The sequence below is a fragment of the Myceligenerans cantabricum genome, from assembly GCF_054777735.1.
The window spans coordinates 213,474-226,745 of record NZ_BAAHAJ010000009.1; the positions used below are offsets into that span (position 1 = coordinate 213,474).

The 13,272-nt window shown below is 71.0% G+C and carries 11 protein-coding genes; 9 read left to right on the forward strand and 2 right to left on the reverse strand.

The window, feature by feature from the left end:
• The first annotated feature begins 7 nt into the window (after positions 1–7).
• Positions 8–499 (forward strand): MarR family winged helix-turn-helix transcriptional regulator, encoded by a 492-nt coding sequence (locus tag ACYU96_RS10120; RefSeq protein WP_460752489.1) that lies wholly within the window; start codon positions 8–10, stop codon positions 497–499.
• Positions 500–549: 50 nt separating this feature from the next.
• Here the strand turns inward: ACYU96_RS10120 and ACYU96_RS10125 are convergent, their stop codons facing one another.
• Positions 550–1,455: an SCO6745 family protein gene (locus ACYU96_RS10125; protein ID WP_460752492.1), complete on the reverse strand. Its 906-nt coding sequence runs from the start codon at positions 1,453–1,455 to the stop codon at positions 550–552.
• Between the two features lie 491 nt (positions 1,456–1,946).
• Between ACYU96_RS10125 and ACYU96_RS10130 the strand changes: the two genes are divergently transcribed.
• Positions 1,947–3,332 (forward strand): threonine/serine exporter family protein, encoded by a 1,386-nt coding sequence (locus ACYU96_RS10130; protein ID WP_460752496.1) that lies wholly within the window; start codon positions 1,947–1,949, stop codon positions 3,330–3,332.
• A 37-nt stretch (positions 3,333–3,369) separates the two neighbouring features.
• Here ACYU96_RS10130 and ACYU96_RS10135 read toward each other — a convergent pair whose 3' ends face one another.
• Positions 3,370–3,936: a TetR/AcrR family transcriptional regulator gene (locus ACYU96_RS10135; protein ID WP_460752499.1), complete on the reverse strand. Its 567-nt coding sequence runs from the start codon at positions 3,934–3,936 to the stop codon at positions 3,370–3,372.
• Between the two features lie 83 nt (positions 3,937–4,019).
• Between ACYU96_RS10135 and ACYU96_RS10140 the strand changes: the two genes are divergently transcribed.
• The 7 genes from ACYU96_RS10140 to ACYU96_RS10170 all read left to right on the forward strand — a co-directional run bounded on the left by ACYU96_RS10140 (position 4,020) and on the right by ACYU96_RS10170 (position 13,268).
• A complete protein-coding gene (locus ACYU96_RS10140; protein WP_460752502.1) occupies positions 4,020–6,545 on the forward strand; it encodes an MMPL family transporter in 2,526 nt (841 codons plus the stop codon).
• Between the two features lie 296 nt (positions 6,546–6,841).
• On the forward strand, positions 6,842–7,858 hold the full coding sequence (locus tag ACYU96_RS10145) for an ABC transporter substrate-binding protein (RefSeq protein WP_460752505.1): 1,017 nt from the start codon (positions 6,842–6,844) through the stop codon (positions 7,856–7,858).
• Between the two features lie 62 nt (positions 7,859–7,920).
• Complete coding sequence (locus tag ACYU96_RS10150) at positions 7,921–8,784, forward strand: hypothetical protein (RefSeq protein ID WP_460752506.1); 864 nt, start codon at positions 7,921–7,923, stop codon at positions 8,782–8,784.
• Positions 8,777–9,628 (forward strand): SAM-dependent methyltransferase, encoded by an 852-nt coding sequence (locus ACYU96_RS10155; protein ID WP_460752509.1) that lies wholly within the window; start codon positions 8,777–8,779, stop codon positions 9,626–9,628. Before ACYU96_RS10150 ends, ACYU96_RS10155 begins: the two co-directional genes overlap by 8 nt.
• A gap of 3 nt (positions 9,629–9,631) precedes the next feature.
• The gene (locus ACYU96_RS10160) at positions 9,632–10,927 is read left to right on the forward strand and encodes an opine metallophore biosynthesis dehydrogenase (RefSeq protein WP_460752511.1); all 1,296 of its coding nucleotides are present in this window, start codon (positions 9,632–9,634) and stop codon (positions 10,925–10,927) included.
• Complete coding sequence (locus ACYU96_RS10165) at positions 10,924–12,138, forward strand: MFS transporter (RefSeq protein WP_460752514.1); 1,215 nt, start codon at positions 10,924–10,926, stop codon at positions 12,136–12,138. Before ACYU96_RS10160 ends, ACYU96_RS10165 begins: the two co-directional genes overlap by 4 nt.
• A complete protein-coding gene (locus tag ACYU96_RS10170; RefSeq protein WP_460752517.1) occupies positions 12,135–13,268 on the forward strand; it encodes a FecCD family ABC transporter permease in 1,134 nt (377 codons plus the stop codon). The genes ACYU96_RS10165 and ACYU96_RS10170 overlap by 4 nt, the downstream gene beginning before the upstream one ends.
• Positions 13,269–13,272: the final 4 nt, after the last annotated feature.

Consider the following 13,272-nt stretch of genomic DNA (forward strand, 5'->3'; position numbering starts at 1 on the left):
AGTGGCAATGTTCAGGACTCGCGATCTGTGGCGGGAGAACGCTCCCGATGTGGACACCTCACCGATGACCATCGTGGCCTTGGTCAAGGGCGCCTCAGCGATGTTCGAGCGCGCGCTGGAGCCGCTCTTCGACGGGACCTCTGTGAGCCCGCCGGAGCTCGACATGCTTATCGTCCTTCGCCACACTCCCGGGCGAATGATCGCGCGGCACCTGGCGGACGAGATGCGGATCTCACGGCCGGCTGTCGGTAAGACTCTCGCCAAGCTGGAGGGCCGGGGGCTGGTCGAGCGCGCACGCAGCCCTACGGACGGCCGTGCACAGCTGGTGACCGTCACCGACGCGGGCAAACGGATCGTGGACACGCTGTTTCCCCGGCAGCTGGCCATCGAGGCGGACCTCCTCGCCGGGCTCGGCGAGGATCGCGCTCGGGTGATCGACGCTCTGAACACCCTAGTGACGGCGATGGCCAGCCGGTCCGCACATCCCGGAAACCACTGAACCTGCCGCGGGGGTGCGCAGCGAAGCGGGTACGGACCACCGCGTGCGGGTTACCCGGCGGTCTCCGGACCGTCGGGGCGTGCATCGGCGACCTCCACGGGGAACGGATATGTGCGGGCCGCGGTGAACGCGTCGTGGATCGGCAGGATGAGCGAGGCGAGGCGACGAGCGTCGGTGTCACCGGTCGCCGTCCACAGAGCGGCACAGTGCTCGTCGGTCTCGACCTCGAGCTGCTCACGCGCCGCGATGCCGGCGTCGGTCGCCGCACCGCCGGCGTCGAGCCATCCGCGCGCCACGAGACGCGCCGTCGCCGCCGTCACCTCCTCCTCGCTCCACAGCCGGGTCGCACGTGCGAGCGCCTCCGGGAGGTGCCCCGTCGCCGTCTGCAGCACGTTGCAGTCGCAGGGCCCGATACCGTTCGCGGCGAGCACGATGACGTGCGCGTCACCACGCCACTCCCGCAGCACCGTGATCTGCTGCCACAGCGCGAGGAGCGGATCGCCAGGAAGGGGGACCGCGGCGTTGGCGGCGGCCATCGTCTTTCCCGCGTAGTCGGCACCCGCGACGACCGGGTCGATCAGCGAGCGCGCCTCCGCGACCTGATCGTCGCTGAGGTTCGCACCGACGCGCTGGAACGCACGGTGGACCGCCGTGAAGCGAGCTGCCTGCCACTGCTCGGGCGGCGCGACGTCCCACACGCCCGACACGGCCTGGACCGACCGTGGACTGAAGTTGTAGAAGGCCGCGAGCGTGACCTGCCACGGGACCGGCCCCAACGCGGCCGACCGGAACGCGAAGTACGCCCGCCGGCCACCGGTCACACCGAGCCCGGCCGCCTCTTCGCGAACCTCCGGGATGAAGTAGACGAACAGGTGGGCCGCGTTGAGGGCCAGACTGACCTCACGAACGGCGCCCAGGTCCAGGTCCGAGGGACGAGAGGTGGTAGGGAACCGCATCGCGGATCGTCTCCTGACAGAGTGACGGGACAGCTTCGGGCGCGGGCACAGCGCCACCGTACGACCTCTCCCCACGGCGAAGAACAAACAGGAGAGCGTGGGCCCCTCCGGAGCCTCAGGACGACTCCAGGACGACTCCAGGACGACTCCAGGACGACGATCCGCACGAGAACCACGCCGAGCTCACAGGCCTGGCTGACGGTGCCGTCCCCGCCGGCCGCCCTCCCCGCATTGCTGACATGACGCTCGAACGCAGCGAAGTCCCGGACCGCCGGGGGGCGAGTCCCCTCTCGGACACTCGACCACGGACCACCATGGCCTTGCGGCTCATGGTGGTCTGGTCTCGTTCGTTCTTGTGGGGGCGGTGCCCTCACGCCCGCCCCGGGTTCTGTGGAGACTTCAGCTGTTGACGATGACCGGCTCTCCCGCGGCTGAACCGCGCACTGCGCACAGCGGTCACCACCGGTTGATCCCACCCGCAGAATGGGCGTATGCCTCAGCAACCCCACAGGCGCCTGTTCTCCTCGATACACAGGGTGCTGCGCAGCGATCCGCCGGAGGCGATCACCGAACCGATCCCGATCCTCGACGACGCCTGGATGCTTCGGACGCTGGACCTCGCCATGCGGATCGGGGAGTCGATGTTCGCGGTCGGGGCGTCGGCGCACGAGGTGACGCTGGTGATCACGCGCGTGGCAGGTGCGTACGGGCTCGAGGGCGTCCACGTGGACGTGACCTACAGCTCGATCGCCGTGTCGTACCACCGCGGTGGCGAGGGCTGGCCGCACACTCTGTTCCGCGTCGTGCGGGTGGCGGCACCGGACCACACGAAGCTGCAACGTCTGCAGGCGCTGATCGTCGACATCACCGACGGTCAAGATCTCGAGGAGGCCCGCACGAGGTTCCGGGCCATCCGTCGCGTGCCGTTCAGGTACAAGTCGCCGGTCGTCGTGATCGCCCGCGCCCTGCTCGCAGTCGGCGTGAGCATCCTCGCGGGAGGGTCCGCGGTGCTTCTGGGGCTCACCTTCGTCGCCGCGCTGGGAGCCGCGGCGACCCAGGCGGGGCTGGCACGGCTCCGGGTGCCCTCGTTCTTCAGCCAGATCGCCGGGGCGTTCGTGACCACGGCGGTCGCGGTGGCCGTGTCCGCTCTCATCACCGCGGGCTTCGAGCCGTTCACCGGGGTGCGCCCGTCCATCATCGTGGCGTCCGGGATCGTCCTGATGCTCTCCGGCCTCACGGTGGTCGGCGCGGCCCAGGACGCCATCGACGGGTTCGCGCTCACGGCGGCCGGCCGCATCCTCGACCTCACGCTGCAGACCGTGGGCCTGGTCGTCGGAATCCTCATCGGGCTCGAGCTCGGCAGCGTGCTCGGGTTCCGGATGACCTTGCCGGACGCGCCGTCGGCATTCGGTCCGCTGCCGAACCAGCTCGCGGGCGCCGTCATCATCGCGATCGCCGTCGCCCTGTTCAACGGTGCCGGTGCGCGCATCATCGCCGTCAGCGGTGTGCTGGGCACGATCGCGGTACTCGGGCACGCGTTCACGGTGGCGCTGGACCTGCACGAGGCCGCCGCGAGCGGCGTCGCGGCGCTGCTGGCCAGCTTCGTCGGGATCCTGGTCGCGCACCGGCTGCACGTCCCGTCCGTCGCGGTCACGACGGCGGCCATCGTGCCGCTCGTACCTGGCGGTGCCGTGTTCTACGGGCTGCTCGGTGTGGTGCAGGCCGATACACCGGGTGCCGGCGCGAACTCCCTCGTCCTGGCGGCGTCCATCGCCGTCGGTCTGGCCGCGGGCGCCTCGCTGGGGATCTATCTCGGCACACCCGTACGAGCCACGCTGGCCGGTGTGGCTCGCTCCCGCGCCCGCGTCCGCCACTGAGCCGACCACCGCACGACGGCGTGTCCACCCGTCCGGCTCAGCGCAGCAGCACGCCCACCAGCCGCTGTGCGGCGCCCGGTTCGACGGGGGAGCGCTGCAGCACGTGGAGGATCACCGCCCCGACCGCGGCGTCGATCAGCTCCCGCAGGGGCGTGCCTTCGGGGAGGTCTCCGGACTGTGCCGCCGTTGCCAGCCGCGTGGTCAGCAGCGACGAGACGCCGAGCGACGTGTTGAGCTGCCGGCCGACGTCCTCGTTCTCCGCCGCCACCGTGATGAGCGACCTGACCAGCCCGTTGTTCCCCGGGGCGTCGACGAACCGGAACAGCTCGTCCAGCCAGGTGGTCATGTCGGTCCGGATGTCGCCGGTATCGGGTGGCGTGAGCTCGGCGGGCAGCAGGAGGCCCTCGAAGAGGCACTCCGCGACGAGCGCGCTCTTGGACCGCCACCACCGGTAGATGGTCTGCTTGGACACGCCCGCCTCGGCGGCGATGCCCTCGATCGTGAGGTGGTCGTACCCACGCTGCGCGAACAGTTCAGCCGTCGTCCGGAGCACGGCGAGGCGGGCGCTCTCGCTCCGGGCGGCTCCTCGCCGACGCTCTGCCATGTGCAGATCCTACGGATTGATCCACTGGACGCAACGTTGCGTATGATGCTTGCGTCACCACCTGACCGGCGAGGAGTACGACCATGGCGGAACTGCTGTACAGGCTGGGCAAGGGTGCCGCACGGCGCGCGTGGGTGGTGATCGGCTCGTGGGTCCTGGTGCTCGCCCTTGCCGGAGGTGCGTTCGCCACCTGGGCCGGGACGCTCGCAACCAGTTTCGACATCCCGGGGCTGGCTTCCTCCGAGGTGGTCGAGGAGCTCGAGTCCGGCTTGCCGGATCTCGCGGGTGCCTCCGGCACGATCGTGTACCGGACGCAGGATGGTTCACCGCTCACGGACGCTCAGCGGGTGCAGATCGGCGCCCTGGTCGACGATGCCGACGACCTGCCCGACGTCTCGACGGTGACCGACCCGTTCGAGGCCGAGCGGGAACGCGCCGATCAGGCGAAGCAGCTCGAGGACGGCAGGACGCGGCTCGAGGACGCCCGGGCGGAGCTGAGGGCCGGCCAGAGGGAGCTGGACGCGGGCCAGGCCGAGCTGGACGCGGGCCAGGAGCAGCTCGACGCCGGTCAGGAACAGCTCGACGCCGCGCGTGCGCAGGCCGAGGCCGCCGGGTACCCGACCACCGAGCTGGACGCGCGCCAGGCCGAGCTCGACGCGCAGCAGGAGCAGCTCGACGCCGGCCGTGCCGAGGCCGAGCAGGGTCAGGCCGACCTGGACGAGGGACGCGCCACGCTCCGGGAGAACGAGCAGGAGCTCGAGGAGGGATCCGAGCTGCTGGGCTTCGCCGAGAACATCCGTCTGGTCTCCGAGGACGGTTCGACCGCGCAGGTGAACGTCGCGTTCGACGTGCCGCGCCTGGAGCTGCAGGACGAGTCCAAGCAGGCCGTCGTGGAGCACTTCACCGCCGAGCCGATCGACGGGGTGGAGGCTGCCGCGTCGTCGGACATCTCGCAGGGCGTGCCGAGCCTCGTGGGGCCGGGCGAGATCGCAGGGCTCCTGGTCGCGGCCGTGGTGCTGCTGGTCATGCTCGGCACCGTGCTCGGAGCGGGTATCCCTATCGTCACCGCCCTGACCGGTGTGGCGATCGGCGCGCTCGGCGCACTGTCGTTCTCCGGCCTGGTGGAGATGGCGTCGGTGACCCCGGTCCTCGGTCTCATGCTGGGGCTGGCGGTCGGGATCGACTACTCGCTGTTCATCCTCAACCGTCACCGCAAGCAGCTGCTGCACGGCATGGGGGTGCGCGAGTCGATCGGGCTGGCGAACGGCACGTCCGGCACGGCCGTCGTCTTCGCGGGCAGCACCGTGATCGTCGCGCTCCTGGCCCTGAACATCACCGGCGTCCCGTTCCTGGGTCTGATGGGCACTGTCGGCGCTGCCTGCGTGGCCATCGCGGTACTCGTCGCGATCACGCTCGCCCCGGCCCTGCTGGGGCTGCTCGGCGAGCGGATCGTCAGCCGTCGCGCTCGCGCGAAGGTTGCGAGGCAGGACGACGCCGTCGCGCACGTCAAGCCCATGTCCGTCGTTCGTGCCGTGGTGGCGGTGCTGGTCAGCGGCGTCGCCCTGCTCGCGCTGGCGATACCCGCCCAGTCGATGCGGCTCGGCCTGCCGGACGGTTCCTCCGAGCCCTCCGGCTCCCAGGCGGAGCGTGCCTACACGATCTCGGAGGACGCCTTCGGCGCCGGGACCAACGCCCGGCTGCTGGTCGCCGCGAACCTGCCCGAAGGGCTCGGCGAGTCCGAGCAGACCACGGCCCAGCTCGCGGTGGCCCGCGTCCTGTCCGGCGTCGAGGGCGTCACCGCGGTGGCACCGATCGCCGTGTCTGACGACGGCCTCCTGGCTGCGTTCCAGGTGGTGCCCAGCGAGGGGCCGAACAGCGAGTCCACCGAGCGGCTGGTGCGCGACCTGCGGGAGCTTCCGCCCGTCGACGGCGAGCTGGCGCTCGGCGTCGCCGGCCAGGCCGCCATCAACATCGACATCTCGGAGAGCCTCAACGAGGTGCTGCCGCTGTACCTGGTGGTGGTCGTCGGCCTGTCGCTGCTGATCCTCGTTCTCGTCTTCCGCTCCATCCTGGTGCCGGTCATCGCGACCGGCGGGTTCGTGCTGTCGCTGCTGGCGACCTACGGAGCGATCACCGCCGTGTTCCAGCAGGGTTTCGGCGCGGGCCTGATCGGGCTGGACAGCACGGGCCCGATCCTGAGCTTCCTGCCGATCATCCTGGTGGGCATCCTGTTCGGCCTGGCCATGGACTACCAGCTCTTCCTCGCCACCGGCATGCGAGAGGCCTACGTGCACGGCGCGTCGGCGCGGCTCGCCGTCGCGCGCGGCTTCCGCGCCGGCCGATCCGTCGTGATCGCCGCCGGGCTCATCATGGTCTCGGTGTTCGGCGGCTTCGTCTTCGCGGACTCGGCCATGATCCGGTCGGTCGGGTTCGGCCTCGCGTTCGGTGTCCTCGCGGACGCTTTCGTGGTCCGCATGCTGCTCATGCCCGCACTGATGCACCTGCTGGGCAAGAGCGCCTGGTGGCTGCCGAAGTGGCTCGACAAGATCCTGCCCGACGTCGACGTCGAGGGCGCGACCCTGGAGCGACGCCACCGCACGGAGGCCTGAGGGGAGCGTCCACCGGTGTCGTCGGGTCCTTCGGAAGGTTCGTGTGCCGATTCGCTCCCGCGACACCATCAAAGATGGGGCACCGACCACCTCGGCCGCACTCCACGAACCCAGGTGCGAGACACCAGGTGCAGGGAGGCGCTCCTCAGATCTTGACATTAATAATCGTTCTCAAATATGCTCGGACGTGCCCCTTTTGTGGTTGAATGAGTGCTTCATGGACTGTTCATCAGCTTCTATCGCGGAGCGGGGTACCGCGCGGGAACCGGCCGTCATGAGAACGGAGTGATCGTCTGATGAGAGCTCGCAGCGCCTGGGCCGCTGTCGTACCCCTTCTGCTGGTGGTGGCCACGGGGTGTGGCGCCCCGGCCGATACCGCCGCGGGCCGCGGTGACTCGGATGCGGGGCCGGTCAGCATCGACAGCTGTGGCAGGGAGGTCGTCTTCGACTCTCGCCCGGAGCGGGTGCTCGCGGTAGGTTCCGAGGCGCCGTCGCTCCTCGTCGCTGCCGGTGTCGGTGACCAGCTGACGCACTATGCCGGCATCATGGAGGTTCCCTTCGAGCCGGAGACCAAGGCCGTGCTCCACGAGGCCGAGCACGTGACCGACGACTCGTACTCCGTGTCGTTCGAGATGATCGTCAGCGCGGGCGTCGACACCGTCATCGGCACCGACATCGCCTCGGGTGTGGACATCGACCTGCTCGCGGCCCGCCTCGACGAGGCCGGCGTTCAGCTTGTCACCGTGAGTGGTTACTGCGCGGGCGTCGAGGGACGGTCCACGGGTGGTGCGAGCGGCTTCGACCTCATCTACCGGGACGTGGAGAGCTACGGCCGGCTGTTCGGCACCGAGCAGGTGGCAGCATCCGCGGTGCAGGACATGCAGGAACGCGTCGAGGCGGCCACGGGGCTGGTGGGGGACCGGCCGGGTGAGAGTGCGGTCCCGCTCTACGTCTCGTCCGGCGGGCCGTTGGGCTCGTACGGCGGCCTGTCGTTGGTGTCGGAGCAGATGTCGGCGCTGGGCCTGGAGAACGTGTTCGCCGACGTGCCGAAGCGCTACTTCGAGCCGAGCACCGAGGAGGTGGTCGGCCGCGAGCCCGACCTGGTCTTCGCCATGTATCTGCCCATGGGCTCCTCGACCATCGGGTCGGACGAGGCCGTGGTGGAAGAGCTGCGCGGCCGGCCCGAGCTCGCGGGCCTCCCGGCGGTCGACGACGACGCCGCCGTGCTGCCGCTCAACTACTACTACACCTCTCCCGGTCCGCTGGCCGTGGACGGGCTCGAACGGCTCGCCGAGCTGCTGGCCGACGCGTGAGCGGACCGGGAGGGCTGCGTCATGGCTCCCGCGCCTCCGCCGTCCGGCACACGCATCCGCATGTGCGCAGGCGGTCGCTGCGGGCACTGGCGCGGGCCGCCACGGAGGTCGACTTCGTGAAGCTGAGCCCGACGCAGAACATGACCGTGCTGGTGACGAGCACCCATGCCCTCGCCGACTACCGGGCCATCGCGGCGCAGATCCTGTCCGCAGGGCACCTGCAGGCCGAGCAGGTGGGATTCGTCCGTGGTGCGACGACCACCGAGGCTCAGGCGCGCCTGCACATGGCAGGAGACGAGTTCTGCGGCAACGCCTGCATGGCACTGGCGGTGCTGATCGCCGCGGAGCGGGAGCCCGCCGTCGGCGACCGGACCGACGTCGTCCTGGAGGCTTCGGGCGCAGAGGGCCCTCTGACCTGCCGGGTCGAACGTCAGGATGCCTCGTACCGGTGCGAGCTCACGATGCCGCTGCCGGGCCCGATCGAGCCGTACCTCTTCCCGGGGGTGGGCGCCGGCCGGTCCGCCTTGGTCCGCTACCCGGACGTCGTGCACCTCGTGGTCGAGAGCGGGCGGCACGACCAGGCGCTGAGGGAGCGTGCCCAGGAGGTCGCCGTGCGACTCGCGGCGACCGCGGGCGTCCCCGTGGTGGGCGTCATGCTCTACGACCCCCACCGCCAGGAGCTGGCTCCCCTGGTCGCCGTCCCCTCGCTGGACAGCATGGTGTGGGAGCGTAGCTGCGGGTCCGGGACGGCCTCGGTCGGTGCCTACCTCGCTGCGACGTCCCGGGTTCCGGTGCGCACGTGCGTGCACCAGCCCGGTGGCACCATGCACGTCCGGGCCGACCACGGGAGCCGTGGGGTGACCGATCTGCGGATCTGCGGGCAGGTCCAGGTCGTGGCCGAGGGGACGGCGTACGTCCATGGCTGATACCGCTCCCCGCGGGCCCGCCGCAGACCTCACCCCGACGCGCCCCGACCTGCTCCGATCACTGCACGAGTACCGACGCCGATTCGTCGCAGCCGCGGACGGGTACGACGGGTCGACCCGTCGCGCCGCCGACCTCGAGGCGGTGATGGCTGACTACTGCGTGTTCGTGACCGACCAGCGCCACGAAGCACCGTTTCTCTCGCTCGACCAGGAGGGGCCGCCCGGCTCCGCCGAGCTGGTGAGCGACCTGCGAGCGCAGTCCGCGCGGTGTGCCGCGGTCGTGGAGAAGTACCGCGCACTGCGGCTGCTGGACGGCACCGAGGGGGCGGCCGGCTACTTCGCGAACGTGGAGTCGAGCATCGCGGAGGAGTTCGGCGCCCTCGAGCCGACCCCGGACTCCGCGGTGCTCCTCGTCGGCTCGGGCTCGTTCCCGATGACCCTGCTGCACATCGCGGAGCGCACCGGTGCGCCCGTGGCGGGGGTCGACATCGACGGGGAAGCCATCGCCCTCGGGCGTCGCGTGGTGCAGCGGCTGGCGGACTCCTCGGACATCACGCTGGAGCACGAACCGGTCGAGGACCTGCCCTTCACCGGACGCGCCACCCATGTGGTCTTCAGCTCCACGGTCGAGGCCAAGTACGACCTCCTGCACCGGATCCACCCGCTGACCCGCGACGACGTCGTCGTCGTCATGAGATTCGGGGACGGGCTGAAGTCGCTCTTCAACTACCCGATGCAGCCGGTCGACCCGCAGCGATGGCGCCTTGCGGAGACCGTCCGCCGGCCGGGCCAGGTCTTCGACATCGCGGTCTACACGAAGTCACACGTCGGAGGGGCGGGATAGCGCATGGCCGAACTCGGGAAGGTGCTCGTCGCCGGTACGGGACCGACCGCGGTACAGACCGCCGTGCTGATCGGACGAGCCGGAGGGGCTGTCGGGATCGTCGGACGCGAGTCGGTGCGCTCGGAGGCGTTCTTCGCCTCCCTCGCCGAGAGCGGCGGCGTCCTGCGGGTCGCCGTCCAGAACGACCAGCACCAGGCGCTGGCCGGAGAATGCCGGCTCGACCAGTGGTTCCGGGGCTACGAGGCGGTCGCGGGGGAGTGGAACACCCTGGTCCTCACGGTGACCGCCGATGCCTACGTCCCGGTGCTGCGACGGCTGGACCGACGCCTCCTCGCGCAGATCGAGCGCATCGTCCTGCTCTCGCCTACGCTCGGCTCCAGCTCCCTGGTTCGTGGGTATGCCGTGCAGGCGGGCGCGGACCCGGAGGTCATCAGCTTCTCGAGCTACCTGGGTGACACCCGGTGGGCGAACGGTACGCCCGGCGGCACCGTGCTGACCGCCGGGGTCAAACGGAGGATCTACATGGGCTCGACCACCCCGGCCTCGCCGGTGCTGGGACGCCTGCGCGCCCTGCACGGGTCGGTCGGCGTCACCGCCGAGGTCCTCGACCACGCGATCGAGGCCGAGAGCAGGAACATCTCGCTCTACGTGCACCCGGCACTGTTCATGAACGACGTCGCGCTGGGCGCGGTGTTCGCCGAGCCCGGACCCACGACCTACGTCTACAAGCTGTTCCCCGAGGGCCCGGTCACCCCGTCGCTGATCCGCACCGTGGTCGCCATGTGGCGGGAGCTGACGGCCGTCGTCGTCGCGCTGGGAGGCACCGGCGTCAACCTGCTCGCGTTCATGCTCGAGGACAGCTACCCCGTGCGCCCGGAGAGCATCGGCGTGGCCGACGTGGCCGCGTTCGAATCCTTGCCCACCATCCACCAGGAGTACCTCGTCTACGTGCGCTACGCCTCCTTGCTCATCGACCCCTTCTCTGCGCCCGACCGCGACGGAAGATACTTCGACTTCTCAGCCATCCCGATCCGGCCGGTCTTCCGCAACACCGCCGGTGAGTGGGACGTCCCCCGCATGCCGAAGGAGGACTACTACCGCACCAAGGTCATCCAGGGTGTCGCGCGGCACCTCGCCGTGGCGTGTCCGACGATCGACACGCTCCTGACCGCCTACGAGGCGCGACGGGAGCTGGCGGCGGAGGCGCTGGCGGGTGAGCCCCTGTCCGAGGCCTTCACCGTGGAGGACTTCGACACCGACCTGGCCATGATCCGCGCCGGGCTGTCGGAGGCATCGTGAGCGAGACAGGCGTGGTCGAACCCGAGACGCTTCCCGGCGAGCGACGGATCATCGCCGCGGTCTGGCCGACCCTGCTCGCCTCCGCCGTGGGCCTGCTGCCCTTCACCGTGTTCAGCACCTACCTGGTGCAGATCGCCGACGCCGCCGGCGACGGATACGCCGAGATCGGTTCCCTGCGGGGACTCGGCGGCATCGGAGCGGTCCTGACCGGTGTCGCGCTGGCTCCGCTCATCGGCCGGCTGGCGCCCCGGCTGGCGGCCGCCGGGGCGCTGGTCCTGCTCGGGGTGGCCGCTGTGGTCGGCACACTGTCCTGGGTGCCCGCCCTCGCGGCGTTCTGCCTGCTCACCGGTGTGTCGAACGCTCTGCTGTACCCGGCGCTGTCCACGGCGGCGGCGGACCGGTTCGGGTCCGGGCCTGCCGCGAGCCGTGCCGCGACGCTGGTCATGACGTCCCAGACGCTGGCGTCCACGCTGGGGGCGCCCCTGATCGTGCTGCCGACCCTGTGGTGGGGCTGGCAGGGAGACCTGATCGCGATCGCCGTACTGGCCTTCGCTCTGGCCCCGCTGCTGTCCCGCTTCGGCCGCGACGACTCTCCCACCGAGCACCACGGCCCACGGCTCGGCTACCTTGCCGCCTTCCGCGCGCTCGCGGCCGTGCCGGGAGCCCTTGCGCTGCTCCTCGTGGCGTTCGCGCGGGCCGGTGCCTTCATGGGCCACCTGGCCTTCCTGGCCCCCCTGTATGCCGACAGGTTCGATCTGACACCCACGCTGTTCGCCTTCGTCTGGGGGCTCAGCGGAGGGTCGTTCTTCGTCGGCCACCTCCTTGCCGGCCGGCTGCTCAACCTCGACGAGTCCGATCATCGGGCACGTCGCGTCATGGCGACCAGCCTCCTGACCGCACTGGCGGCGCTCGTCGGGGTGTATGTCGCCCCGGTGCCGGCGCTCGCGCTGCTCTGCACGGCGGTGCTGTCGGCCGGCCACGCCGTGGTCGCGGCAGCGGTGGTGACCATGCTGGTGCGGCGCTGCTCAGAGGTTCGCGGGCCCGCGCTGAGCCTCAACGCCGCGGGGATGAGCCTGGGCCTGTTCCTCGGGACGGCGGCCGCGGGGGCCGGGCTGGGAGCGGCCGGCTACGCCGGGGCGGCCGTGGCGCTCGCCGCCCTGACCGTGGTCGCCCTCGGCGCCGTCCTGACGCTCCGGGACCCTGCCCGGTGAGCGCGGCCCGTCCGGACAGCGCGCGCACGGAGCCGGGGAAGGGCCCGGCCGGGAACCAGGGGGCAGGCCTCTACGACGACGACCTGGAGCACGACCGGCGTCGGCGGCACGGCGGGCTCTGGACCGGCGGGCTGCTGGCCGCCCTGCTCGTCACGCTCCCGGTGGCGTTCGGGCTCGGCCCCGTGGCGATCCCGCTGGACACGGTGGCCCAGGTAGTGGGTCGGCATGTCTTCGGCGTGCCGGTCGAGGTCACCTGGACTCCGGCTGAGGAGTCCGTCGTCTGGCTGCTGCGGGTGCCGCGCGTGCTGCTGGGCGCGGCAGTGGGTGCGGGACTCGCGATCGCCGGTGTCGCCCTCCAGGCGCTGACGCGCAACATCCTGGCCGAGCCCTACCTCCTCGGGGTGACCTCCGGGGCGTCGACCCTGGCCGCCGCGTCCATCCTGTTCGGCTTCGGCGCCACCGGTGTCGGCTCGAGCTCGCTCGCGGGAAGTGCCTTCGTGGGCGCCCTCGCGGCAGGAGTCGGGGTCTTCCTGCTCGCCCGGGTCGGTGGGCAGATGACCTCGACCCGACTGGTGCTGGCCGGCGTCTCGGTCGGCTACGTCCTGCATGCGATGACGTCGTTCCTGATCTTCGCCTCCGACGACCCGGACGCCGGACGCTCCGTGCTGTTCTGGACGCTCGGGTCCCTGACGCTCGCGACGGGCCAGTCCGCCCTCCTCACGTGGGCAGCGGTGCTCGCGACCGTGACGCTGCTGATGGCCCGCGCCCGCCACCTGGACGCCCTGGCGATCGGGGACAGCACCGCTCAGGCGCTCGGCATCTCGCCGACCCGTCTGCGCGCGGCCGTCATGGTGGTGGTCGCACTCTGCGTCGGGGCGCTGGTCGCGGCCTCGGGCGGCATCGGGTTCGTCGGCCTGATCATCCCGCACGTCGCGCGCAGGTGCGTCGGGACCGGACACCGGCTGCTGCTCCCGGTGGCTGCGTTGTTCGGGGCGATCTTCTTGGTCTGGGCGGATGTCTTCGCGCGGACCGTCCTCGCGCCGCAGGAGCTGCCCCTGGGAATCCTCACCGCCCTGGCCGGGGCACCTCTGTTGTTCCTGCTCGTCCGCCGCCTCGACCCGACCCGCTGACCCG

What these genes read in the sequence shown, in the direction of transcription:
- ACYU96_RS10120 (WP_460752489.1), top strand. Translation starts at nt 8, where the DNA reads ATGTTCAGGACTCGCGATCTGTGGCGGGAGAACGCTCCCGATGTGGAC.
- ACYU96_RS10135 (WP_460752499.1), bottom strand. Translation starts at nt 3,936, where the DNA reads ATGGCAGAGCGTCGGCGAGGAGCCGCCCGGAGCGAGAGCGCCCGCCTC.
- ACYU96_RS10160 (WP_460752511.1), top strand. Translation starts at nt 9,632, where the DNA reads ATGGCCGAACTCGGGAAGGTGCTCGTCGCCGGTACGGGACCGACCGCG.
- ACYU96_RS10155 (WP_460752509.1), top strand. Translation starts at nt 8,777, where the DNA reads ATGGCTGATACCGCTCCCCGCGGGCCCGCCGCAGACCTCACCCCGACG.
- ACYU96_RS10125 (WP_460752492.1), bottom strand. Translation starts at nt 1,455, where the DNA reads ATGCGGTTCCCTACCACCTCTCGTCCCTCGGACCTGGACCTGGGCGCC.
- ACYU96_RS10130 (WP_460752496.1), top strand. Translation starts at nt 1,947, where the DNA reads ATGCCTCAGCAACCCCACAGGCGCCTGTTCTCCTCGATACACAGGGTG.
- ACYU96_RS10140 (WP_460752502.1), top strand. Translation starts at nt 4,020, where the DNA reads ATGGCGGAACTGCTGTACAGGCTGGGCAAGGGTGCCGCACGGCGCGCG.
- ACYU96_RS10145 (WP_460752505.1), top strand. Translation starts at nt 6,842, where the DNA reads ATGAGAGCTCGCAGCGCCTGGGCCGCTGTCGTACCCCTTCTGCTGGTG.